This is a genomic window from Terrabacter sp. Soil811 (assembly GCF_001429655.1).
GTDB lineage: Bacteria > Actinomycetota > Actinomycetes > Actinomycetales > Dermatophilaceae > Terrabacter.
Genome location: NZ_LMSX01000007.1, coordinates 94,091 through 117,625 on the forward strand (window position 1 = coordinate 94,091; position 23,535 = coordinate 117,625).

General features: G+C 72.5%; 19 protein-coding genes and 1 tRNA gene. 7 read left to right on the plus strand and 13 right to left on the minus strand.

Features of this window, described 5'->3' with window-relative positions; genetic code table 11:
* Window positions 1–41: 41 nt before the first annotated feature.
* From ASH01_RS07395 to ASH01_RS07405, 3 genes are all read right to left on the minus strand, one after another.
* The gene (locus tag ASH01_RS07395; RefSeq protein ID WP_056773686.1) at window positions 42–404 is read right to left on the minus strand and encodes a hypothetical protein; all 363 of its coding nucleotides are present in this window, start codon (window positions 402–404) and stop codon (window positions 42–44) included.
* A gap of 128 nt (window positions 405–532) precedes the next feature.
* Window positions 533–1,864: an MFS transporter gene (locus tag ASH01_RS07400; protein ID WP_056773691.1), complete on the minus strand. Its 1,332-nt coding sequence runs from the start codon at window positions 1,862–1,864 to the stop codon at window positions 533–535.
* Between the two features lie 17 nt (window positions 1,865–1,881).
* On the minus strand, window positions 1,882–3,330 hold the full coding sequence (locus tag ASH01_RS07405; protein WP_056773693.1) for an NAD-dependent malic enzyme: 1,449 nt from the start codon (window positions 3,328–3,330) through the stop codon (window positions 1,882–1,884).
* Window positions 3,331–3,503: 173 nt separating this feature from the next.
* Here ASH01_RS07405 and ASH01_RS07410 point away from each other — a divergent pair, with 173 nt between their 5' ends.
* A complete protein-coding gene (locus ASH01_RS07410) occupies window positions 3,504–5,999 on the plus strand; it encodes an HAD-IC family P-type ATPase (RefSeq protein ID WP_056773696.1) in 2,496 nt (831 codons plus the stop codon).
* Between the two features lie 202 nt (window positions 6,000–6,201).
* Window positions 6,202–7,437: a hypothetical protein gene (locus ASH01_RS07415; RefSeq protein ID WP_056773700.1), complete on the plus strand. Its 1,236-nt coding sequence runs from the start codon at window positions 6,202–6,204 to the stop codon at window positions 7,435–7,437.
* A gap of 152 nt (window positions 7,438–7,589) precedes the next feature.
* On the opposite strand, the gene ASH01_RS07420 is transcribed toward ASH01_RS07415, so the two are convergent.
* The 3 genes from ASH01_RS07420 to ASH01_RS07430 all read right to left on the minus strand — a co-directional run bounded on the left by ASH01_RS07420 (window position 7,590) and on the right by ASH01_RS07430 (window position 9,611).
* Window positions 7,590–8,066 carry a GNAT family N-acetyltransferase gene (locus ASH01_RS07420; RefSeq protein ID WP_056773702.1) on the minus strand — a complete coding sequence of 159 codons (477 nt, stop codon included), beginning with the start codon at window positions 8,064–8,066 and terminating at the stop codon, window positions 7,590–7,592.
* A complete protein-coding gene (locus ASH01_RS07425; RefSeq protein ID WP_056773706.1) occupies window positions 8,063–9,193 on the minus strand; it encodes a hypothetical protein in 1,131 nt (376 codons plus the stop codon). The genes ASH01_RS07420 and ASH01_RS07425 overlap by 4 nt, the downstream gene beginning before the upstream one ends.
* Before the next feature lie 344 nt (window positions 9,194–9,537).
* A tRNA-Thr gene (locus tag ASH01_RS07430) sits at window positions 9,538–9,611 on the minus strand.
* 249 nt (window positions 9,612–9,860) lie between these two features.
* On the opposite strand from ASH01_RS07430, the gene ASH01_RS07435 reads away from it, so the two are divergent.
* Window positions 9,861–10,787, plus strand: coding sequence for an NADP-dependent oxidoreductase (locus ASH01_RS07435; RefSeq protein WP_200959145.1), 927 nt, complete (start codon window positions 9,861–9,863; stop codon window positions 10,785–10,787).
* Between the two features lie 87 nt (window positions 10,788–10,874).
* Here ASH01_RS07435 and ASH01_RS07440 read toward each other — a convergent pair whose 3' ends face one another.
* The 6 genes from ASH01_RS07440 to ASH01_RS07465 all read right to left on the minus strand — a co-directional run bounded on the left by ASH01_RS07440 (window position 10,875) and on the right by ASH01_RS07465 (window position 19,119).
* Complete coding sequence (locus ASH01_RS07440; protein ID WP_056773713.1) at window positions 10,875–12,632, minus strand: alpha/beta hydrolase; 1,758 nt, start codon at window positions 12,630–12,632, stop codon at window positions 10,875–10,877.
* Complete coding sequence (locus tag ASH01_RS07445; RefSeq protein ID WP_056773718.1) at window positions 12,563–14,380, minus strand: alpha/beta hydrolase; 1,818 nt, start codon at window positions 14,378–14,380, stop codon at window positions 12,563–12,565. The genes ASH01_RS07440 and ASH01_RS07445 overlap by 70 nt, the downstream gene beginning before the upstream one ends.
* Window positions 14,374–15,927, minus strand: a complete 1,554-nt coding sequence (locus tag ASH01_RS07450; protein WP_056773720.1) for an alpha/beta hydrolase — start codon at window positions 15,925–15,927, stop codon at window positions 14,374–14,376. The genes ASH01_RS07445 and ASH01_RS07450 overlap by 7 nt, the downstream gene beginning before the upstream one ends.
* A 189-nt stretch (window positions 15,928–16,116) precedes the next feature.
* On the minus strand, window positions 16,117–17,277 hold the full coding sequence (locus ASH01_RS07455; RefSeq protein WP_056773724.1) for a DNA polymerase III subunit delta': 1,161 nt from the start codon (window positions 17,275–17,277) through the stop codon (window positions 16,117–16,119).
* Window positions 17,274–17,933, minus strand: a complete 660-nt coding sequence (tmk, locus tag ASH01_RS07460) for a dTMP kinase (protein WP_056773727.1) — start codon at window positions 17,931–17,933, stop codon at window positions 17,274–17,276. The genes ASH01_RS07455 and tmk overlap by 4 nt, the downstream gene beginning before the upstream one ends.
* 151 nt (window positions 17,934–18,084) lie before the next feature.
* Window positions 18,085–19,119, minus strand: a complete 1,035-nt coding sequence (locus ASH01_RS07465) for an aspartate-semialdehyde dehydrogenase (protein ID WP_056773734.1) — start codon at window positions 19,117–19,119, stop codon at window positions 18,085–18,087.
* Between the two features lie 192 nt (window positions 19,120–19,311).
* Here ASH01_RS07465 and ASH01_RS07470 point away from each other — a divergent pair, with 192 nt between their 5' ends.
* A complete protein-coding gene (locus ASH01_RS07470; RefSeq protein WP_156415485.1) occupies window positions 19,312–19,794 on the plus strand; it encodes a hypothetical protein in 483 nt (160 codons plus the stop codon).
* 92 nt (window positions 19,795–19,886) lie between these two features.
* On the opposite strand, the gene ASH01_RS07475 is transcribed toward ASH01_RS07470, so the two are convergent.
* A complete protein-coding gene (locus tag ASH01_RS07475) occupies window positions 19,887–20,669 on the minus strand; it encodes a MerR family transcriptional regulator (protein WP_235509562.1) in 783 nt (260 codons plus the stop codon).
* Between the two features lie 146 nt (window positions 20,670–20,815).
* On the opposite strand from ASH01_RS07475, the gene ASH01_RS07480 reads away from it, so the two are divergent.
* The 3 genes from ASH01_RS07480 (at window position 20,816) to ASH01_RS07490 (ending at window position 23,521) form a co-directional block, all read left to right on the plus strand.
* Complete coding sequence (locus ASH01_RS07480; RefSeq protein ID WP_056773742.1) at window positions 20,816–21,790, plus strand: LysR family transcriptional regulator; 975 nt, start codon at window positions 20,816–20,818, stop codon at window positions 21,788–21,790.
* A gap of 48 nt (window positions 21,791–21,838) precedes the next feature.
* Window positions 21,839–22,609, plus strand: coding sequence for a dimethylargininase (ddaH, locus tag ASH01_RS07485; RefSeq protein WP_056773745.1), 771 nt, complete (start codon window positions 21,839–21,841; stop codon window positions 22,607–22,609).
* Between the two features lie 72 nt (window positions 22,610–22,681).
* The gene (locus ASH01_RS07490; RefSeq protein WP_056775178.1) at window positions 22,682–23,521 is read left to right on the plus strand and encodes a TspO/MBR family protein; all 840 of its coding nucleotides are present in this window, start codon (window positions 22,682–22,684) and stop codon (window positions 23,519–23,521) included.
* Window positions 23,522–23,535 lie beyond the last annotated feature (14 nt).

A 23,535-nucleotide genomic window follows, 5' to 3' on the forward strand; every position in this document is an offset into this window, starting at 1 on the left:
CCCCCGCAGGGCGAGAACCCGGTTCGTGGCGTTTGGACGGTTCAGCCCAGGAGGTCGGCCAGGTCGGTGTCACCCCGCCGGCGGCGCCCGCCGCGGATGTCATAGGAGTCGACGAGCAGCGCCGCGAGCTCAGCCCGGTCGAGGCGGTCGAGGCGCGCCCACATCGTGACGCGGTAGCGGAACGTGTCGATCCGCACGAACGTGTCGCGCCGGTCCGCGAGCGCCTGCTCGGTGTCCATCTCGCCGGTCCACACCTGGACGAGCTCGCGCCCGTCGTCGTCCCAGCGCAGACGAGCGAACGTATGCCGTCCGGCGTGCCAGGCGGGAGAGCCCTCGTGGGCGACCCCGAGCACCGCGCCGGGCAGGCGCCCGGCCAGCTCGTCCACGTCCGCCCACGTCGCCATCGCTCCTCCTCCCGAGCAGGCTAGACCGCAGAACGTGGCCTTTCGACGGGTCGGCACCCACGAAACGTGGCCTTTCGACGGGTGCGGACCCGCAGAACGTGGCCTCTCGACGGTTGAGAGGGGGTCCGTCAGTGGAAGGTGACGGAGCGGCCGGCCTGCATGGCGGCGTACGCGTCGGGGTCGGCCTCGAGGGCCGCTCGCCTCGCCTTGTGGCGGTAGCGCAGGATCTGCACGATGCCGAGGGCCCACACGGGGTACTGCACCGTCATCGCAGCCCGGAAGGCGTCGACGTCCCACGTCGACGGGCCGCCCGGAGCCACCCGGTCGAGCACGACACCGACGAGCGCGACCGCCGTCAGCGTCGCGATGAACCCACCGGTGTTGACGATGCCTGACGCGCTGCCGATGCGGGTCGGCGGGTTGAAGGTGCGGGCCAGGTCGAAGCCGATCATCGAGCCGGGTCCGCCGATGGCGATGAGCACGACGAGGACGACGAGCATCCACAGCGGCGCGCGCCCCGGCCAGAGCAGGACCACCGTCCAGGCGGCGATCGCGGCGGCCACGATCCACAGCACGAGGGTGCTGCGCGAGAACGGGTAGCGCATCGTCAGCGTGCCGATGACAGGGCTCGAGACGACCGTCGTCACGACCATGAGCATGAGCAGCACACTCGCCGTCGACGCCGAGACTCCTTGTCCTGCAACGAGGAACGGGAAGCCCCACAACATCGTGAACATGTTGGCGGCGAACTGCGACGTGAAGTGCGACCACAGCCCGAGCCGGGTGCCCGGCACGAGCCACGCCGCCCGCAGGGTGCGCGCGATGGCCCGCAGCCGCAGCTCGTCGCGGTGGTGGTCGACGTAGGGGCTGTCCTTGACGACGACGACGAGCGCGACCCCCGTGAGCACGCCGACCGACGCCGCGACGGCATACGACGGGGTCCAGCCGAAGTGGTCGAGCGCGGCCGCGAGCGGCCCGGCGGCGGCGAACGCCCCGAGCTGCCCGAGGACGCCGGTCAGCTGCGTCACCATCGGCGTGCGGCGCGGTGAGAACCACAGCGCGACGAGGCGCAGCACCGAGATGAACACCATGGCGTCGCCCATGCCGAGCAGCACCCGGCAGAGCAAAGCGGCGGGGAAGGCGTGGACGAACGCGAAGCCGAACTGGGCCACCGTCAGCAGGGTGAGCCCGACCCCGAGCATCCGCTTGCTGCCGTAGCGGTCGAGCAGCGCCCCGACCGGCAGCTGCATCGCCGCGTAGACGAAGACCTGGACGATCGTGAAGGTCGACAGCTGCGAGCTGCTGATGCCGAAGCGGTCGGCGGCCTCGAGACCGGCGACACCGAGCGAGGTGCGGTGGAAGACGGCGAGGACGTAGACCGAGATGGCGGCCGCCCACACCGCCCAGGCGCGGCGGCCGTCGAGCGGGTAACGCTGTCCGGGATGGGTCGTGCTCGTCATCCGGTGGGTCGTGCTCCTCAGTTGGCGCCGGTCATCGGGATGTTCTTCGCCGGGGCCTTGGGCACGCAGTCGACGATCGCCTTGGCGACGGTCTTGCTCATGTCGGGCTGGAAGACGCTCGGGATGATGTAGTTCGGGTTGAGCTGCTCGTCGGTGACGACCGAGGCGATGGCGTCGGCGGCCTTGATGAGCATCTCGGTCGTGACGTCGGTCGCCCGGGCGTCGAGCAGACCGCGGAAGACGCCGGGGAAGGCCAGCACGTTGTTGATCTGGTTCGGGTAGTCGCTGCGGCCCGAGGCCACGACGGTGGCGCGCTGCGTCGCCTCGTAGATGTCGACCTCGGGGTCGGGGTTGGCGAGCGCGAAGACGATGCGCTTCTCGGCCATCTCGTCGATCCACTCGGGCGCGAGGATGTGGGGTGCGCTCACGCCGATGAAGACGTCGGCGCCCTGGAGGCCGTCGCGCAGAGTGCCGGTGAGGCCGCGCGGGTTGGTCTTCTCGGCGAGGTCGCGCCACGCCGGCGTCAGGGACTCGTCGTCCCGGTTGAGCAGGCCCGGACGGTCGGAGACGGTGACGTCGACCGCACCCGCGGCGAGCAGCAGCTGGACGATCGCCGACCCGGCCGCGCCGCCACCGGAGACGACGATGCGCGCGTCGGGCAGCTGCTTGTCGATGCAGCGCAGCGCGTTCTTCAGCGCGGCGAGCACGACGATGGCCGTGCCGTGCTGGTCGTCGTGGAAGACGGGGATCGACAGGCGCTCACGCAGCTTGGCCTCGATCTCGAAGCAGCGCGGGGCGGCGATGTCCTCGAGGTTGATGCCGCCGAAGCCGGGTGCGATGAGCTCGACGGTGCGCACGATCTCGTCGACGTCGGTCGTGTCGATGCAGATCGGCCACGCGTCGATGTCGGCGAAGCGCTTGAAGAGCGCCGCCTTGCCCTCCATGACCGGAAGCGCCGCCATCGGGCCGATGTTGCCGAGCCCGAGCACGGCCGAGCCGTCCGTGACGACGGCGACCGAGTTGCCCTTGATCGTCAGGCGCGGCACGTCCTCGGGGTGCTCGAAGAGGGCCTGGCTCACGCGGCCGACGCCGGGCGTGTAGGCCATCGCGAGGTCCTGGCGGTTGCGCAGGTTGACCTTGGACTCGACGGAGATCTTGCCGCCGAGGTGCAGCAGGAAGACGCGGTCGGAGACCTTGTGGACGCGGACGCCCTCGAGCGTCTCCACGGCGTCGACGACCTCGGTCGAGTGCTCGGCGTTGCTGGCGGAGCAGGTGAGGTCGATGACGAGCCGGTCGGGGTGCGAGTCGACGATGTCGAGCGCCGTGGTGATGCCGCCGCTCTCGGCGACCTTGACCGCAAGGGCCCCGATGACCGCCGGGTCGGTGCCGGCGTGGATCCGCATCGTGATCGAGTAGGAGGCAGTGGTGGCGCGGGCACGTTGGATCGACTCAGTCACGCGCCCCATCGTCCCACGACCCGAGAAGCGCCCCGGACCTCGTCCGAAGACCGATCAGTAACCTTTGTCCACCGCCGCGCGACGACGGTCGTATGCCGTCGCGCCGCCCTCCCGAGACGCCTCCGCAGCGCTCGCGCGCGTTCCACCGCGGAGGCGAGCACCCGGCATACGACAATGGGCCGGTGACGACAGACGGGGCGACACACGGCCCGACACACGGGACGACGGACGGCAGGACCCCTGGCGGGGCGACCCTGACCCGGCCCGAGGGGCTGACGGGTGCCGAGGTGGCCGAGCGCGTCTCGCGTGGCGCCGTCAACGAGCTGACCGAGCGGACGTCGCGCTCGATCGGCGAGATCGTCCGGGCCAACGTGCTGACCCGCTTCAACGCGATCCTCGGCGCCCTCTTCGTCCTCGTCATGGTGACGGGGTCGTTCGCCGACGGGCTCTTCGGGATCGTCCTCGTCGTCAACTCCGCCATCGGCATCGTCCAGGAGTACCTCGCCAAGCGGAAGCTCGACCGGCTCGCGCTGCTCAACGCCCCGACGACGCGGGTCGTGCGCGACGGCGAGGTGCGGGTCGTGCCGACGACCGAGGTGGTGCAGGACGACCTCATCGAGCTGCGCACGGGCGACGAGGTGCCCGCCGACGGCACCCTCCTGGCGAGCGCCGGGCTCGAGCTCAACGAGGCGAACCTCACCGGCGAGTCCGATCCGGTGCCGCACGGCGAGGGCGACGACATCATGTCGGGCACGAGCGTCGTCGCGGGGTCGGGCCGCTACCACGCGAGCCAGGTCGGTGCCGACGCCTACGTCAACCGGATCGCCGCTGACGCAAGGAAGTTCACGCGCACGCGCTCGGAGATCCAGGACTCGATCCACACCCTGCTGACCTACATCACCTGGGTCATCGTCGGCGCCCTGCCCATCGCCATCTGGTCGCAGTGGCGCACCGTCGGCGACCAGGGCTGGCGCGAGGTCGTCCTCCGCTCGGCGGCGGGCGTCGTCGGCCTCGTGCCCGAGGGTCTCGTGCTCCTCACCTCGGTCGCGTTCCTGCTGTCGGCGGTGCAGCTGACGCGCCGCAACGTCCTCGTCCAGCAGCTCCCGGCCGTCGAGGGCCTCGCCCGGGTCGACGTCGTCTGCCTCGACAAGACGGGGACGTTGACCGCGGGCGAGATCGCCTTCGAGGACGCGCACACCCTCGACGGGCAGGACGCCGACGAGATCCGTTGCGCGCTGGGGGCGCTCGCCGACGACCCGAACGCCAACGGCACCCTGACCGCCGTGGCCGCGGTCATCGAGGCGCCCGGCTGGGAGCGCACGCAGACGATCCCGTTCAACTCCTCCCGCAAGTGGAGCGCGGCGTGCTTCGCCGAGCGCTCGACGTGGGTGCTCGGCGCGCCGGAGGTGCTGCTCGCCGCGGACCCGCAGCCGTCGCCGCCTGAGGTGCTCGAGACGATCCGGGCACGGGTCGCCGCGCTCGCGGACTCCGGGCGACGCGTCGTCCTGCTCGCCCGGAGCGAGGCGCACCTCACCGAGGCGACGCTGCCGGCCGACATCACCCCGGCCGCCCTCGTGACCCTCACCGAGCAGGTGCGCCCGGACGCCAAGGCGACGCTCGACTACTTCGCCGAGCAGGGGGTCGCCATCAAGGTCATCTCGGGCGACAACCCCGTCACCGTCGCCGCCGTGGCCCGGACCGTGGGGCTCGACGTCGGTGATCCCGTCGACGCGCGCACCCTGCCCGACGACGAGGACGCCCTGAGGGAGGTCCTCGCGACGCACACGGTCTTCGGCCGGGTCACCCCCGAGCAGAAGCGCGCCTTCGTGCACGCGCTCCAGGCCGACGGTCACGTCGTGGCGATGACCGGAGACGGCGTCAACGACGCGCTCGCCCTCAAGGACGCCGACATCGGCGTGGCCATGGGCAACGGCGCCCAGGCCACCAAGGCGGTGGCCGAGCTCGTCCTGCTCGACGGGCGGTTCTCGCACCTGCCCGACGTGCTCGCCGAGGGACGCCGCGTCATCGGCAACGTCGAGCGCGTCGCCAACCTCTTCCTCGCCAAGAACGCGATGAGCCTCGTCGCCATCCTCGCTGCAGCGCTCATCGCCGTTCCCTTCCCGTTCCTGCCGCGCCACCTGACGCTCGTGTCGGCCGTGACCATCGGCATCCCGGCGTTCTTCCTCGCCCTCGGACCCAACAAGCGCCGCTACCTCTCCGGCTTCCTCGGACGCATCCTGCGTTTCGCCGTGCCGTCCGGCGCCGTCGCGGGCGTCGCCGTCATCACGTCCTACCTGCTCGCGGGCAGCAGCTACGGCGTGCCGCCGGACGAGTTCTCGACCCGGTGTGCCGTCGAGACCGGCGCGAAGACCGTCGCCGACGTCGAGTGCTGGCAGCCGGGCAGCGGAGCGACGATCACGCTCCTCACCGTCTTCTTCTGGATCCTCGTCGTGCTCGCCCGGCCCTTCCGGCTGTGGAAGGCCGTCCTCGTCGCCGCGATGGTCGGGCTCGCCGTCACGGCGTTCGTCTGGCCGTTCGCCGCCACCTTCTTCAACCTCGACGCGCCCCTGCCGCTCGTCTGGCAGTCGCTCGCGGTCGGTGCCGTCGGCGCGGGGCTGGTCGAGGTGATCTACCGGCTCTCGCCGTCGGTGCGCCAGGCCCACCACATGCGCGACTGACGCACCTGGGCGGATCGTCGCCGCCCGCCGCCCTCCGCCCGCCGCCCTCCGCCCGCCGCCCGCCCCGGCCGGTGAGCAGCGACCGGGGTCCGGTCCGCGACGCCCTACACTGGGAGGTGCACAGGGATCTGGCGTGACCTGTTGGGCGGGTAGGCACGCACCCGTAGTCGCGTACCCCGCGACCAGATCCGGAGCTGCTCACGTGTCACCCATCGACTCCTACCGCCACCTCTTCGGCCTCACCGGGCGCACCTACATCGTCGTCGCCTTCCTGGCTCGTATGCCGCTCGCGATGAGCCAGCTGGGCACCCTCCTGCTCGTGTCGTCCGCCACCGGCAGCTACGGCGCGGGCGGCTTCTGCGCCGGCGCCCTCGCCGTGGCCAACGCCGTCGGGGCACCCTTCTGGGGTGCCCGGGCCGACCGGCTCGGCCAGCGCCGGGTCGTCGCCTTCCAGTCGCTCGCCGGGGCGGCCGGCCTCGTCGGCATCCTCCTCGTCGTCAACGCCGGACTCCCTTGGGGCGTGGCCGCGGTCGCCAGCGCGGTCGCGGGTCTCCTTCTGCCGCAGATCGGTCCGCTGGCCCGCGTGCGCTGGCGCCCCATCACCGCCGAGACCGGTGCCCGCCAGCACCGGCTCGTCGACGCCGCCTTCTCCTACGAGGGCGCGGCCGACGAGGCCTCCTTCGTGCTCGGCCCGGCGCTCGTCGGGCTCGGCGTCTCCCTCGCCAGCCCCACGGCGGCCTTGGCGCTGGCGGCCGCGGGCCTCGCCGTCTTCGGCACGTGGTTCGCCCTGCACGAGACCGCAGCGGTCACGCACGCCGCGACGTCGCGGACGACCGGCGCCGTCGGCCGGCTGATGACACCCGCCGTCGTCGTCCTGTGCGCCGCCCAGCTGCTCGTCGGCACCGTCTTCGGGTCGGTCCAGACCGGCACGTCCGTCCTCGCCACCGCTGCGGGCTCCCCCGGCCTCACGGGCTACTTCCACGCCCTGCTCGGCGTCGGCAGCGTCATCGCCGGTCTCGCCGTCGCAGGACTGCCCGCGCGGTTCGCGCTGTCGGCACGGCTGCGGTGGTTCGCCGTCGGCCTGCTCGCCCTCTCGGCGCCGCTCCTGCTCGTCGGGTCGCTGCCCGCTCTCGTCCCCGTCCTGCTCGTGCTCGGCCTCACGGTCGCGCCCTACATGATCACGACGTTCACCCTGGGCGAGCGCGTCACTCCGCCGTCACGCACCGGCGCCGCGATGACGGCCCTCGCCGCGGCCACCGGGCTCGGCTACGCGCTCGGAGCCGCGCTGGCCGGGCGCCTCGCCGACTGGGGCGGGCACACGCCGGCGTATGCCGTCACGGTCGGTGCCGGCGCCGCAGCCGTCCTCGTGTCGTGGGGATTCCGGCGGGTCATCGAGCGCGCCCAGCCCCACGAGGCCGCGCCAGCGCCCGTCCCCTGAGCCGGGAACGGACCGGTGCGCGGTCGCACCACGAGTGCGCCCTCGACGTGCGGGTGCGCGGTGCACCGCGCACCTCTGGGGCGAGGGCACACCCCTGGCGCCAGCCAGCACCCCCGGCCACCTCGGCGCCGCGGCCCCGAACCGGCGGTGCGTCAGCGGTCGAGGCGGAGGCGCATCGCGGGCCAGGCCGTCGGGGTGAAGCCGAGCTCCTCGTAGAGCCCTGCCCCCTCCCCCGTCGCGAAGAGCTCGACGACCGTCGCCTCCGTCTCGTCGCGCAACCAGTCGAGGACGCCCACGACGCACGCCCGGGCCAGCCCCTGCCGGCGCGCCCGAGGGTGGGTCGCGACGTTGTTGACGAGACCCCAGACACCGTTCGGGTTGACCGGCGAGGGGGTCTCGAAGCGGAGCCCCGCCATCGCCCCGGCCACGACCTCACCGTCGGCGTCCTCGGCGACGACCACGCAGGCACGTCCGCCGTCGAGCTCCCGCTCGAACCACGTGGTGGCCGCCTGCTGCCAGCCCGGGTCGTCGACGCCCGGCACGCCCATCGCCGAGAACATCAGCGCCCGCAGCCCGACCACGACCACAGCATCGGCGGCGGTCGCCCGCCGGGTCGTCCAGGCGGTCACCGGAACGCACCACCGGTGAACGCGGGGGCGAGCGGCACGTCGGTGGCGGCATACGTCGTCTCGACGGCACGCGCCAGGCGCAGCGCGACCTCGGCGAGCTCGGGCAGCGCCCGACCGGCCGCCGCGGTGCGCAGGAAGCGGAGCACGCGGTCGGGCATGCGCGGCATCGGCTTGACCGGGTTGACCCGCTGCGGCTCCCCGTCGACGAGTCCGGCCAGGCACCAGCTGCCGGCGAGCCAGGCCCAGGCCTCCGTCGCGAGGTCGAGGTCGTGGTCGAAGTGGGAACCCAGCACCTCGGGCCACTCCACCGCCACGGCGTCCCGCCATCGCCCCAGTGCCACCTCCGCGGCAGACGTCTCGAGCGACCAGGCGCACCAGCACGTCGGCCACGGCACCCTGAGGTAGGCCGCGTCCCAGACGATCGGTCGCCACAAGGCGAACTCGAAGTCGAGCAGGACGAGGCGGGTGTCGCGGACGAGGTTGTTGTCGGGGCACATGTCGGCTGCGGACAGACTGCAGGCGTCGACCCGGAAACGTTCCGGCACGCTCGCGAGCACGTCGAACGTCCCGTCAGGCACAGCGACGTCGAGGGCAGCGGCGAGGCGGTTCCACACCGAGACGGCCTCGGCGAGATGTGCCGGCAGGTAGTCGACGTCGACCGGCTGCGACGAGCGGGCCAGCACACCGGCCTCGAAGGTGTCGCGCACCTGGTGCCCGGCCCGGTGCAGACCGGCCACCGCTGTGGCCCACCCGGACAGCGTGGCCGCGGCCCGGTCGGCGTCGTCACCGAGGAGCGCGTCGGCCGGGTGGGTCCCGTCCCCGAGGTCGTCCATGACGACGAGGCGCGGGTCGCTGGACTCGGCCACGAGCGTCGGCGTCTGAGCGACCCCGGTCAGCGCCTCGAGCGCGGACGCCTCGCGGGCATACGCCTCCCACCCCTCCTCGCTGAGGTAGCGCTTGACCACGAACGAGCGGCCCGACGGGTCGACGGTTCGCACGACGAGCGTGCGACGACTGCCGGGGAAGGGCTGACCCACCGCTCGCAGCGGGCCCCCGACGAGGCGGCCCGCGACGGCCAGCGTCTCGGCCAGGACGTCCTGGTCCACGTCTGCCGGGGTCGCGCTCACCGGGTCACTGTGCCAGATCGACGACGGCCAGGGCTCTGCCGGGGATTGTCGACAAAAGCCCCACGACCCACCATTCCAAAACTTCTCGGCACAAATTTGTCGAAAGTCCGTACACGTGGCTACAGGTTCATTACTGTCACACCTGTAACACCCCCACGGCTGGCACGCACCCCCCCCATCCGCACCAGCCTCGAAGGAGCCCGTCCTGCGCGCGCAGGTGGGCTCCTTCGTCATTCCCGGGAGTATGCCGTCCCGCGGGCCATGGGGCTCGGCGCCGTCGCGTGTCGGGGCACGGAGAAGGCCCCGCCTCCTGCGACGAACGCAGGTGACGGGGCCTCGAGCCGAGCCGCTTATCGGAATCGAACCGATGACCTATTCATTACGAGTGAATCGCTCTGGCCGACTGAGCTAAAGCGGCTGGTCGTGAGGGCCGCGACGAGCGCGACCGGACACGGAGGTTGAGTATACGCACGACCCCTGCCGGAGAAAAATCGTGTCCCGAGAAGGCCTTCGGCACGTCGTCACCGGCCGCGCCCGTGCCGTTCGCGACCCTCGGGAATGCCGCGCCGACCCCGTGGCCTTGACCTCCAGGAGACCGCGGAAACCCCCACCGGCCACTCCCTCAGGAAGGACCACGATGACCGAGTCGAACGCCTCGACCCCGACCATGCGCGCCATGACCTACGACACCTACGGCGGACCCGAGGTGCTCGCCCTCACCGAGCAGCCGCGCCCCAAGGTCGGGCCCGGAGAGGTGCTCGTGCGAGTGCGGTCGGCGTCGGTCAACCCCGTCGACTGGAAGCTCATGTCGGGCGGCCTCGACGCCGTCATGGACGTGCGGTTCCCCGTCGTCCCGGGCTGGGACGTGTCCGGGGTCGTCGAGGCCGTCGGCTTCGACACCCCTGAGTTCTCGCCCGGCGACGAGGTGCTGGCCTACGCCCGCAAGGACTACGTCCACGGCGGCACCTTCGCCGAGCTCGTCAACGTGCCGGTGCGCGCCGTCGCCGCCAAGCCCGCGTCGATGTCGTGGGACGAGGCGGCCGGCCTGCCGCTCGCAGGCCTCACCGCCCTGCGCCTGCTGACGCGCCTCGAGGTCGGCGAGGGCGACACCGTGCTCGTGCACGCAGCGGCCGGTGGCGTCGGCTCGCTCGCGGTGCAGATCGCCCGGTCGCTCGGTGCCCGCGTCATCGGGACTGCGTCGGAGCGCAACCACGACCGCCTGCGCGAGCTCGGTGCCGAGCCGGTGACCTACGGCGACGGCGTGGTCGAGCGCGTCCGCGCGCTGGCTCCCGACGGCGTGGACGCCGTCGCGGACTTCGTGGGCGACGTCCTCGACGTGACGACGGCCGTGCTCGCCGACGGTGGACGCCACGCCTCGATCGCCGATGGGTCGGTCACCGAGGCCGGCGGCCACTACGTCTGGGTGCGGCCGGACGGCGCCGAGCTGGCCCGCCTGACCGCGCTCTTCGAGGGAGGCACGCTGACGGTGCCGGTCGCGCAGACCTTCCCGCTCGAGGATCTGGCGGACGCCTTCCGGCTCAACCAGGAGGGGCACACCGCCGGCAAGATCGTGGTCCGGGTCTCGACCGACTGACCGAGCCGGCATACGCCATCACGACGTCGAGGGGCACTCTCCGCGTCGGAGAGTGCCCCTCGACGTATGGTCCTGGGCCCTGCGGCGTCAGGCGTCGCAGAGCTCGCCGTTGCGGGGCGCGAGCCCCTGCACGAGGTAGTCGTCGACGATCCCGTCGGCGCAGTCGTTGCCGTTGGCGTAGACGCCGTGGCCGTCCGCGTCGACGAGCACGAGGCGCGACCCGAAGATGCCGTGACCCATCTCGCGCGTGCCGTCTGGAGGGGTCGTCAGGTCGCGCTCGTTGGCGAGGACGAGGACCGGCGAGGTGGCGTCCACGGTGAGGATGAGGTTGGTGCGCTGGGTGCCCACCCAACCCTCGCAGGAGTCCGTCGCCACGCCGTGGAGGTGCGCGTAGACCGGGTGCTCGTCGAGGACGGAGGCACTCGGCTCCATCTGCGACGTCGCGTCGAGCGGCCAGTCCGCGCAGTGGATCGGCAGGTGGCTCGCCTCGTAGCCACCGACGTACGACCCGTCGTCGTCGCGCATGACCGTGTCCATCGCGGCCCACACGAGGTCGGTGCCGTCACCGTCCTCGAGCGCCCCGTGGAGCGCATCCTCGACGTCCTCCCACGAGTCCGGATAGAGGAGCACCGAGTTGACGGCCGTCACGGCCCAGCCCTCGGTGAGGCGCGGGATGCCCTGCGCGTCGCTCGGGAGCGGCTTGCGGTCGAGCCGGTCGAGGAAGGCGAGGAGCCGGGTGCGTGCCGTGTCGACGTCGTCACCGAGAGCACAGTCACCCTGGTCGACGCAGTCCTCCAGGAAGGCGTCGAGCCCGTCCTCCACCGTCGCGGCCTCCTCCTCGGCCCAACCGTCGACGTCGCCCTGCGACGCCGAGTCCGCCGCGACGTAGTCGGGCGAGACGGCCGAGTCGATGACCATGAGCCCGATCCGGTCGGGGAACTGGGCGCCGTAGAGCGCCCCGATGAGCGTGCCGTAGCTGATGCCGTAGTAGTTGAGATGGGCGTCGCCGACGGCATCGCGCATGACGTCGAGGTCGCGCGCCACCTGCTCGGAGCCCATGTTGCGGGCGAGCGCACCGCCTCGGGTCAGGCAGCCCTGGAGCCGAGCGGTCCGTGACGAGGCGGCGGCCGCCTTCTCGGCCTGGGTGTCCGGGGTGGGGTCGGCGGCGTACATCGCGTCGAGGTCCTTGCTGCGCAGGCAGGCGAAGCCGCCCGACTCGCCGATGCCGCGCGGGTCGAAGCCGACGACGTCCCAGACCTCGCGGACGTCGTCGGAGAAGAAGTCCCGGGCCTCCATCGCGAACTCGAGGCCGGAGGCGCCGGGACCACCCGGGTTGATGAAGAGCGTGCCCTTGCGTGCCTCGGGGTTGCCGGCCGGAACCTTGCGCAGGGCGATCTCGACCGTCTCACCGCGAGGGGCCAGGTAGTCGACGGGGACGCGCACCGTGCCGCACCGGTCGTCGGCTGAGCCCCGGCCGTCGCCCGTGACGTCGCAGGGGCGCCAGCTGATCGTCTGGTCGTAGAAGACGTCGAGACCCTGGGCGGGCTTCGACGTCGGTGTCCCGAGCTCGACTCGGTCACGCGGCGGCGCGTCGCCGTCCGCCCCGGCGGGCAGGTGCGAATCCGTGCCCGACGACCCTGGCTCCGGGGAGGCCGGCGAGCCGGCGGCGACCGCGCCACCGGGCACCGTCTCACCCGGCCCGTGGGCCGGGCTCGCGGCGAGCAGAACGAGTGCCGCGAGGACCGCGACGGAGACGAGGGGCGCGAGCAGTCGGCTCAGCAGGTCGTGCCGTCGGCCGGCGCCGTTCCCCTGAGCAGGTACCCGTCCACGGCGGAGTCCACGCACGAGTTGCCAGCGTAGTAGGTGCCGTGCCCGTCGTGGTCCGAAGTGAGCAGAATGCCCGAGGCGAGGTCCTTGGCGAGCTGCTTCGTGCCGCCGATGGGCGTCGCGGGGTCACGCTCGTTGCCGATGACGAGGATCGGGTCGGCGCCGGCCGCGAGCGTCGCTCCCTTGGGAGTGCGCCCAGCCGTCGGCCACGTGCGGCAGTTGTCGTAGAGCTCACCGGTCATCCGGGCCCACAGCGGGTGCGCGGCCTTCGCCTTCTTCTGCTCCGCCGCCAGGGTGGGGTCGGCCGTCGACCGCGGCCAGTCCGCACACCGCACCGGGATCATCGCCTGCAGGTAGGTGCTCGGCGCGTAGTCGCCGCCGATGCCGCGCTCCACGACCGACATTCCCTTGGCGAGGAGGATGTCGCCCTTCCCGGTGAACGCCTGCGCGAGCCCCTTGTCGAGCGTCGGCCAGGACTGGTCCGAGTAGAGGCACATGAAGATCGCAAAGCCGACCCAGCCCTCGCCGATCCGGGTCAGACCCGGCTTGGTCGTCGTCAGGCCGTTCTTCTCGACGCTGTCGAGCAGGTCGACGATCTTCTGGCGGGCGCCGGCCTTGTCGCTGCCGAGTGCGCAGTCGGGCCGGCCGACGCACCAGTCGATGAAGGCGTCGATCGAGGACTCGAAGCCCTGGATGTCGTAGGTCATCTCCTGCTGCTCGGTCTGGTTCGGCGACATCGCTGAGTCGAGCACCATCCGGCCGACCTTCCTCGGGAAGGTGTCGGCGTAGATCGCGCCGAGGAACGTGCCGTAGGAGCCGCCGAAGAAGTTGAGCTTCTCGTCGCCGAGGAGCACCCGCAAGACGTCCATGTCGCGGGCCACCTCGGTCGTGCTCATGTGCATCGCCCGGTCGCCGCCGCGCGCCGCGCAGCGCTTTGTCACCCCGTCGACGTCGGCGAGCAGCGTCCAACGCTCGGCCGCCGAGTCGGGTGTCGGGTCGGCGCTGAAGAGCAGGTCCATGTCGGAGTTGCTCAGGCACCGCACGGGGCTCGACGCCCCGATCCCCCGCGGGTCGAAGCCGACGATGTCGTATGCCGCTCGCACCCCGGGAGAGAAGACGAACGACGAGTACTGGGCGTACTCCACCCCGGAGCCGCCGGGCCCCCCGGGGTTGATGACGAGCGAGCCGAGCCGCTTGGACGGCTGGGTCGCCGGGGCCTTGCGCAGCGCCAGGGTGAAGCGGTCGCCGGTCGGCTTGGCGTAGTCGACGGGCACCTCCATCGTGGCGCACTGGTGCTTGGCGTTGTCGGCGCACGGCGACCAGCCGAGTTGCTGGGTGTAGAAGGGCGCGAGGGCGGCCGGATAGTCCGCCGTGACGGTGCCGTTCGGCGCCGGCGTCGCGGGCGCCGGGTCCGTGGCGCTCGGTGCCGGCGAGCCCGACGCCGGTGCCGTGACCCGGGGCTGGGCGACGGTCGGCGGGTTGCCGATGCGCCAGACGGCGAGGACCAGGGCTGCGACGACGGCCACCACGGCGACGGCCGCGAGCACCGGTCGCACCGACGACCGGCGCGGCCGGCCCGTCCCGGAGCCCCGAGAGCCCCAGGCCCCTCCAGAGCCCCGGGCCCCTCCGGATCCCCAGGACCCGCCGGGCCCGCCCGCGTCACCGCTCCGGGCACCCGGCGCGGGCGCCGGGTAGGAGGGCGGCAGGGCGGCATACCCCGTCGGTGCGTCCGGAAGGTCGTCGGGACGCGGGTCCTCGTTCAGCACTTGAGTCCGTCCTTGGGCACGCGCCCCTGCACGTAGTAGGCGTCGATGGCGCTGTCGACGCACGTGTTGCTCCGACCGTAGGCGGTGTGGCCGTCGCCGTCGTAGGACACGAGCACGGCGTTGTCGAGCTGGTCACGCAGCCGCTTGGACCACTCGTAGATCGTGGCGGGGTCGCGCGTCGTGCCGACGACGACGATCGGGTCGCTGCCGGGGGCCGCCACCGTGTGCGGGCCCACGGCGGACTTCACCGGCCACACGCCGCAGGGCAGGGCGCCCCACGCGAGGTTGGCGCCCCACGTCGGCGCCTTGGCCGAGAAGTCCTTGGCGTAGGTCTCGTAGGCGGACACGTCGGGGCTGTCCGGTCGGTCGAGGCAGTTGACGGCGTAGATCGACTCCATGAGGTTGCCGTCGTAGCCGCCACCCGGACGTCGGCCTGCGTAGGCGTCGGCCAGCTGCATGAGGGACTGGCCGTTGCCGGACTTGGCCTCCCGGAGGGCGTCGGTGAGGAAGCCCCACGAGCCCTGGTCGTAGAGCGCGACGGCGACGCCGAGGCGGGCCCAGCCCTCGGTGAGCAAGGGGGCGCTGGGGTCGCCGGTCGGCAGGGGCTGGCGGTCGACCTGGCGGAAGAAGTCGTCGAGGCCCTTGAGTGCGGCCTGCGGGGTCGAGCCGAGGGGGCACTCCTCGGTGACGCAGTCCTCGACGTAGGCCTGCGTCGCGATCTGGAAGCCCCGGGCCTGGCCCTCGCCGAGCTCGGCGCTCGTCAGGTCGGGCGGCACGACGCCGTCGAGGACGACACGGCCGACGCGCTGCGGGAAGAGGTCGGCGTACGTCGAGCCGAGGAACGTGCCGTAGGACTTGCCGAGATAGTTCAGCTGGGTGTCGCCGACCGCGGCCCTGAGGATGTCCATGTCGCGGGCGGCGTCGGCGGTCGAGAGGTGCTTGACGAGGTCGGGGTTGTCCTGCTGGCAGCCGTCGGCCATGGCCTTGGCCTGCGTGAGGAGCGCCTGCTCCTCGGTGGCGTCGTCGGGCGTCGGGTCGGCCGCGAGGAAGCGGTCGAGGTCCTTGTCGTCGAGGCAGTCGATCGGGTCGGAGCTCGCGACGCCGCGCGGGTCGAAGCCGACGAGGTCGTAGTAGCGGCGCACCTCGGGGCCGCCGATCGTCTCGGCTCCACCGCGGACGTAGTCGATCCCCGACGCGCCCGGGCCGCCGGGGTTGACGAGCAGCGACCCCAGGCGCTTGGCCTGGTCGCGGGCCTTGACCCGGGCGACCTTGATCGTCAGGTCCTTGGACGGGTCCGGGGCCGTGTGGTCGAGCGGGACCCGCAGGTCGGCGCACTCGAGGTCGCCGCACTTCTTCCAGTCGAGCTTCTGGGTGTAGTAGGGGGCGAGCGCCGCGCTCGGCGCCGCCGTGGCCGGCGGGAGACCGGTCTTCGAGGTGGGCCCGACCGGTGGCTCGCTCGTCGTGCAGGCCGCAGCAGCCAGCACCAGCGCCAGGGTCGCCACGGTGGTGGTGAGGGCGCGGGAGATGGCGGCAGGGCGTGTCGTCATGCCCGAAACCGTAACCGGTCGACCTGTAGGCGGCCGCCACGGACGACAGGTCGTGACCGCATCGAGGCCGTATGCCGTGTCGCCCGACCCGTCGGCCGCGCGGGCTGCCGCACGGGGCGGCTCGCGGGCCCGCCGGGCGCTCCCCCGTCACGCATGAAGAACCTCACACCGACGCCGCGCGCGAGTGGGTCAGATGCCGAGGTCGCGCGGGACCCGGAGCTGCAGGGCCATCGCCTCGAGCGCGAGCAGCGGCGACACGTTGGCGTTGATGCGGTCGCGGGCCTCGTTGATGGCGTCCATGGCGGCGAGCAGCTGCTCGGGGCCGAAGACGCCGGCGAGCGCGCGCACCTTGTCGACGGCGTCGGGGTTGACGAGATCGACGTCGGAGCGCAGGCGCAGCACGAGCGCGTCGCGGTAGATCGAGGTGAGGTCGATGAGGGCCCGGTCGACGACGTCGCGGGCCGATCGGGTGGCGCGCGTCTTCTGCTCGCGCTCGAGCGCGGCGACCTGCGAGCGGATGTGGGGCGGCTGGGTGCGCGCCGTCGGGTCGGCGCCGAGCGTCTCCATGAGGTGCGCCCGCTCGGCGGCGTCGCGCTCGGCGCTCGAGGCAGTCGACTCCTCGTCGGCGATCTGGGCGAGGTCGGCGGCCGCGCCGATGGCGTCACCGACCCCGAGGATCTTCGTGGCCATGGCGATGACGTCACGACGGCGGATGCGGGCCTGCTCGTCGCGAGCCAGCCGGCGCGCGAGGCCGACGTGCGACTGGGCGGCGCGAGCGGCATACAACGCCATGGCGGGGTCGACCCCGTCGCGTCGCTGGAGCAGCTCGGCGACGGCCTCGACCGGGGGTGTGCGCAGACGGACGTGTCGCGACCGCGAGCGGATCGTGACGATGACGTCCTCGAGGCTCGGCGCGCAGAGCATCCAGACGGTGCGCGGCGTCGGCTCCTCGAGGGCCTTGAGCAGCGCGTCGGCCGGGGCGTCTGTGTAGGCGGTGAGACGGTCGGCGTCCTCGATGATGATGATGCGCCAGCGGCCGACCGACGGGCGCAGCGCGGCCTCCTGGACGAGCGCCCGGGCCTCGGCGACCTTGATCGACAGGCCCTCGGTGGCGACGACCTTGACGTCCGCGTGGCTGCCGTCGAGGGCCGTGCGGCACTCGCGACACTGACCGCAGCCACCGTCGGGGCACTGGAGGGCGGCGGCGAAGGCGCGGGCTGCGGTCGAGCGACCCGAGCCCGGCGGACCGGTGAAGAGCCACGCGTGCGTCATCGCCGACTCGTCGCTCACGGCTCGAGAGAGCGTCTCGATCGTGGGCTCCTGGCCGACGAGGTCGGCCCAGACGGTCATCGGCGGCCCGCCATGACGCGGTCGACGCCGTCGACGACGCCGCCGTGGAGCCGCTCGACCGACTCGGTCGCGTCGAGGACGAGGTAGCGCTCGGGGTCGGCCGCGGCGAGCTCGAGGTAGCCGCGGCGGACCGCGGCGTGGAAGGCGTCGGCCTCGGACTCGAGCCGGTCGTGCACGGTGCCGCGACGCGCGCGACCCACCTCGGGCGAGACGTCGAGGACGATGGTCAGGTCGGGCAGCAGGCCGCCGACGGCCCAGTGCTGCAGGGCGGTGATCTCGTCGCGGCCGAGCTCGCGGCCGGCCCCCTGGTAGGTGATCGAGCTGTCGACGTAGCGGTCGGTGATGACGACGGCACCGCGCACCAGCGCCGGCTTGATGAGCTGGTCGACGTGGTGGGCCTTGTCGGCCGCGAAGAGGAGCGCCTCGGCGCGCGCCGCGACGTGGTCGCCGTGCAGCACGAGCTCGCGGATCTGCGCGCCGAGCGGGGTGCCTCCGGGCTGGCGGGTCACGACGACCTCGCGCCCTTGCTGCTCGAGCGCCTCGGTGAGCAGGCGCACCTGGGTCGACTTGCCCGCACCGTCGCCGCCCTCGAAACAGACGAAGAGCCCGGGGGCGGTGCCCTGTCGATGGGTCGCGGCCGCGAGGTTCTCCGTCACGCCCCGACCCTATGCCAGCGTCCGGACACCAGCCCTGCGTCCCCGACCCCTCACACCGCAACACACCGAGAAGGTCACAACCCACCGCGATCGGATCGCGGTGGGTTGTGACCTGCACGGTGTGTTGCGCGGTGGAACGGGCGCCCACGCCTCAGCGACGGGCGACCAGGGCCTCGGCGATCTGGACGGCGTTGAGGGCCGCGCCCTTGCGGAGGTTGTCGCCGACGACGAAGAGGACGAGCCCCTTGCCCTCGGGCGCCGCCTGGTCCGCGCGCACGCGGCCGACGAAGACCTCGTCACGACCGACGGCCTCGAGCGGGTTGGGCACGTCGGTGACGATGACGCCCGGGGCGTTCTTGAGCAGGTCGAGCGCCTCCTCGGGCGAGATGTCCTCGGCGAACTCGGCGTGGATCGCGAGGCTGTGCCCCGTGAAGACGGGGACGCGCACGCACGTGCCCGAGACCCGGAGTTCGGGGGCGTGCAGGATCTTGCGCGACTCGTTGCGCAGCTTCTGCTCCTCGTCGGTCTCGAGCGAGCCGTCGTCGACGATGGACCCCGCGAGGGGCACGACGTTGAAGCCGACCGGGACGGCATACAGCTGCGCCTCGGGGACGGCCACCGCGCGCCCGTCGAGGGCGAGCCCGGTGGGGTCGCCCGCGGCATACGCACCCTTGAGCTGGCGGTCGAGCTCCTGGACGCCCACGCCGCCGGAGCCGCTCACGGCCTGGTAGCTCGAGACGTGCAGGCGCACGAGGCCCGCCCTGTCGTGGAGCGGCTTGAGGACCGGCATCGCGGCCATCGTCGTGCAGTTGGGGTTGGCGACGATGCCCTTGGGGATGTCGTCGAGGTCGGCGGCGTTGACCTCGGAGACGACGAGCGGGACCTCGGGGTCCTTGCGCCAGGCGCTCGAGTTGTCGACGACGGTCGCGCCGGCGGCGGCCACCTTCGGCGCCAGCTCTCGGCTCGCGGCGCCGCCGTTGGAGAAGAGGGCTATGTCGATGCCGGCGAAGTCGGCCGTCGCCGAGTCCTCGACCGTGACGTCCTCGCCCTTGAACGGGAGCGTCGTGCCGGCCGAGCGCGCGGACGCGAAGAACCGCACCTGCGTGACCGGGAAGTCCCGCTCCTCGAGAAGGGCGCGCATGACGCCGCCCACCTGACCCGTTGCACCGAAGACACCAACTCGCATGGCCCAAGGTTACGGCGGGCGGCGACCGGGCACCGGGCCCCGTTCAACTGGTGGGCGCCCGGACCTCGCGGGCTGGGAGGTGGCTGTGATTCCCCCGTTCCACCCACCTGCCCTGCGGAGTGGGAGCACCCTCGACAGGGGGCCACAGTCCCTCTCGGGGGCCACAGGAACACATCTTCAAGGGAGAGTCGTATGAGCCGACTCAGCATTCGGGCCACCTGCGCGATGGCCGCCGTCGCACCACTTCTCGTCGTCAGTGCCGTGTCCGCCGGTGCCGGCGGCAGGGGAGCCGTCACGTTCACCGACAACCAGCACTCGGTCGTCGACGTGTTCCACGACATGAACCCGTGCACCGGGGACCCGGGCACGGTCAGTGCCGTGGAGAACCAGATCTTCCACGGCACCATCAACAAGACCGGCTCGTGGTTCACGGGCACGGTCGAGGGCAAGTTCACGTTCACGCCGGACGACCCGTCGAAGATCACCTACACGGGACACTTCGCCACGTGGTTCGGCGACGAGAACAACCTGCGCAACGGCGTGGAGCACAGCACGTTCAACGTCAACGCGACGGGCACGGACGGGTCCCACCTGCAGTTCCACGACAACGCCCAGGCCACGCTCAACGCGAACGGCACCGTGACGGTCTCGTTCGACCACATGTCCTGCGCCTGAGCGGGTGCGTCGCGCACCACCGGGCACAGCGGCACACCGGGCCCATCGGGCCGGGCGGCGCAGCGGTCGCCCGGCCCGGTGGGCCCCCGGCGTCACTCGCGGTGGCGGTCGGCGTTGGCGTGGATGGCGTCGCGGACGTATGCCGCGAGCCCGGGTGCGAGGTCCTCGTACGTCTTCGTGAAGCGGGGGTCGGCGACGTACATGTCGGCGAGCCCGCGGTGGAAGGTGTGGTCGAGGTCGTAGAAGCGGTCGTCGATGTGTCGGCGGTGCTGCTCGGCGGCGTCCATGGCCGCCTCGCTCGTCGCGGGCGCGCCGGAGTGCAGGGCTGCGACGAAGGCGGCGTTGACGGCGTCGGCCTCCTGCTTGACCTGCTCCCAGTCGGCCTTCGTGTAGCGCCTGGTGCGCGAGCGCGACTGCTTCCAGGCGTCGGTCTCACCCCAGCGCTCCTGGGCCTCCTGCTCGTACTCGTCCGTGAAGCCGTCGCCGAAGAGGTCCTTGAGGTCCTCGGTCGAGGCGGGCTGGTCGTTCATCGCTCTCTCCAGTGCTCGGTCGATGGCCGAGATGAGCTCGCGCAGCTCGTCCAGCCGGGTCATGACGGTGGCGCGCTGCCGGCGCAGGTGGTCGGCTGCGTCCTCATTGCCGCGCAGCAGGGTCGCGATCTCGTCGAGCGGCATCTCGAGCCGTCGGTAGACCACGACCTGCTGCAGGCGCGTGAGGTCCTCGTCGGTGTAGAGCCGGTAACCCGCCCGCGAGCGCTCGCTCGGGACGAGCAGCCCGATCTCGTCGTAGTGGTGCAGTGTGCGCACCGTCACGTCGAGGAGCTCGGCGACCTGCCCCACCGTCCAGGTGGTCATCTCCTGCGTCCTTCCGGTCATGGGATCGAGCGTGACGCCTCACGCGACGTGAGGGTCAAGCCCATTGAAGCGCCGATGGGCGCGGAAAGTGCCGGGAGGTGCTGAGGTGCCGGGAGGCGCCGGACGTCCCGGGTGGCGCCGTCGGGCGTGCGGCCTACTCTCGATACGTGGAGCTCGAGGTCCGTCACCTGCGCGTCGTCGCGGTGGTCGCGCAGCAGGGCAGCATCCCTGCCGCCGCGGCTGCTCTCGGGGTGTCCCCGGCGACCCTGGGGTCCGAGGTCGGCCGCATCGAGCGCGCCCTCGGCTGCGCGCTGTTCCGGCCGAGCGGTGACCGGGTCGCGTGCACCGCGATCGGCGAGCGCGTCGTGTCGCGGGCCCGCACCGTCCTCGACGAGGTGGCGGCGCTGCGTGAGGACGTGCGCACGCACCGCGCGAGCGACGCCCCACTGCGCATCACGTCGGACTCGATGCGCTACTTCACGTCGTTCGTCAGCGCTGCCTACGCGACGGACATGAGCCGGCCGCTCATGCCGGTGCCCCCGCTGGCCGGAGGCACGACGACCGAGGCGATCAGTGACGGCCGGGTCGACGTCGCGGTCGTCATCGCGCTCGTCGCCGACCGGCGCGAGGAGCGGGCGCGGTCGATGATCGGCGAGCGCGTCATCGTCGAGCGCGAGCCGCTGCTCGTCGCGCTGTCGGCGTCGCACCCGCTGGCGGCGCAGCGGTGCGTCGACATCAGGGAGCTCGCCGGCGAGGACTGGATCCTGCCGCCGACCGAGGTCGATCCCGGGTCCGAGGCGACGAGCACCGTGCTCGCCCGCCTCGGCGTCACCCTCCGCTCGTCCTACGGACCGCACGACCTCGGGCCGCTGTGGCCGGCGGTCGTCGCCGGCCGGGCCGTGTCCTTCGCCGTGCCCACGGCGTCCGCGCCGCCGGGCGGGGTGCTGCGGCCGCTCTGCGACCAGCCGATCACGGCCCGACGCCTGCTCCGTTGGCGGCTGGGGGCGCTCGACGACGAGGACGTCGAGCGGTGCGTGCGCGCGGCGGGCTCGGCCTACCGGGAGCAGCTGACCCACACGGCGCAGACCCAGGGCTGGTGGCCGACGGCGCGCTCCGACGAGAAGCCGATCCTCGCGCCCTGACGGGCCGCGACCTCCGACCGGTGGGCGCCGCGACCCTAGAGTGAGCGCGTGCACCGTCGCCTCGCGCTCGTCCGTCGACCCTCCCCTCGTCTCGCGGACGGGATCGTGACGCACATCGGGCGCTCGGCATCCGTCGACGGCGAGCTGGCCCTGCGGCAGTGGCAGGAGTACGTCGACGTGCTCCGTCGTCGCGGCTGGTCGGTCGTCGAGGCACCTCCGGTCGACGACTGCCCCGACGGCGTCTTCATCGAGGACCAGGTCGTCGTGCACGGCGACGTCGCGGTGCTGTGCCGCTCCGGCGCCCCCGGACGCCGCGGCGAGCGCGCGGGGGTGGGCGAGGCCGTCGAGGCACACGGCTACCGGGTCGTCGAGGTCGAGGAGCCCGGCACGCTCGACGGTGGGGACGTGCTCAAGCACGGGCACGTCGTGTGGGTCGGTGTCGGCGGCCGCACGAACCTCGCCGGCATCGAGCAGCTGCGGCGTGCGTGGGAGGGCCATCGCGTCGAGGTGGTGGCGGTGCCCGTGTCGAAGGTCCTGCACCTCAAGTCGGCAGTCACCGCGCTGCCCGACGGGACCGTCCTGGGCTACCCGCCGCTCGTCGACGACGTGAGCACGTGGCCCCGGTTCCTCGCTGTGCCAGAGGAGTCCGGCGCCCACGTCGTGCTGCTCGGTGGCATGTCGGTGCTCATGTCGGCGTCCGCGCCGCGCACCGCGCAGCTGCTCGCCGCCCGTGGTCACGACGTGACGACCGTCGACATCTCCGAGTTCGAGAAGCTCGAGGGCTGCGTCACCTGCCTGTCGGTGCGCCTGCGGGGATAGACCCGTAGCGGCGCCACCCTGTTAGGGTCGCTAACTGGATGAGCAATCTCCCGAGCGACTGAGGTGATCGACATGCCCGGATCCACCACCACGCCGGCGGCCGCCCTGACCAGCAGCGACCAGGTGCGTCGCGTGGCCGTCATCGCCGCCGAGATCTTCTGCGTGGTCGGCACACTCGTCGGCGTCGGCGTCCTCGGCACGCGCGTCGAGGAGTCCTCGGGAGGAGCCCTGGCCGCGACCGCGACCCTCATCGCGCCCGCCGGCCCGGCCTTCTCGATCTGGACCCCGATCTACCTCGGCCTCCTCGCGTATGCCGTGTGGCAGGCCCTGCCTGCCAACGCCGTCCGCGAGCGGGTGCGCAGCACCGGGTGGCTCGCCGCTGCGTCGATGGTGCTCAACGCGACGTGGCTCCTCGTCACGCAGCAGGGCTGGATCTGGGCGAGCGTCGTCGTCATCGTCGTGCTCGCGCTGACCCTCGGCGTCCTCCTGCGCCGCCTGACCCGTGAGCCCGCCAGGTCGACGTGGGAGCAGGTCATCCTCGACGGCACGTTCGGCCTCTACCTCGGCTGGGTCGCCGTCGCCACGTGCGCCAACATCACTGCGGCACTGGTGGACTCGGGCGTGGACCTCGGCGCCACCGCCAACCAGGCGGCGGCGGGGGTCGTCCTGGCCGTCGCGGCCGGACTCGGCATCGTCTTCGCCCGTCGCCTCGGTGGCCGCTGGTCGATCGCCGCCGCGATGGCCTGGGGGCTCGCCTGGATCGCCGTCGGCCGCCTCGGGGACGAGCCGAGCTCCGTCGTGACCGGCATCGCGGCGGTCGTCGCCGCCGTGGTCGTCGTCGTCGCCGCCCGGCGCTGGCACACCCGACGGCCGGCGACGCCGGAGACGTCGCGACGGCTGCACACCGTCTGACGGGCCTCGGCGCC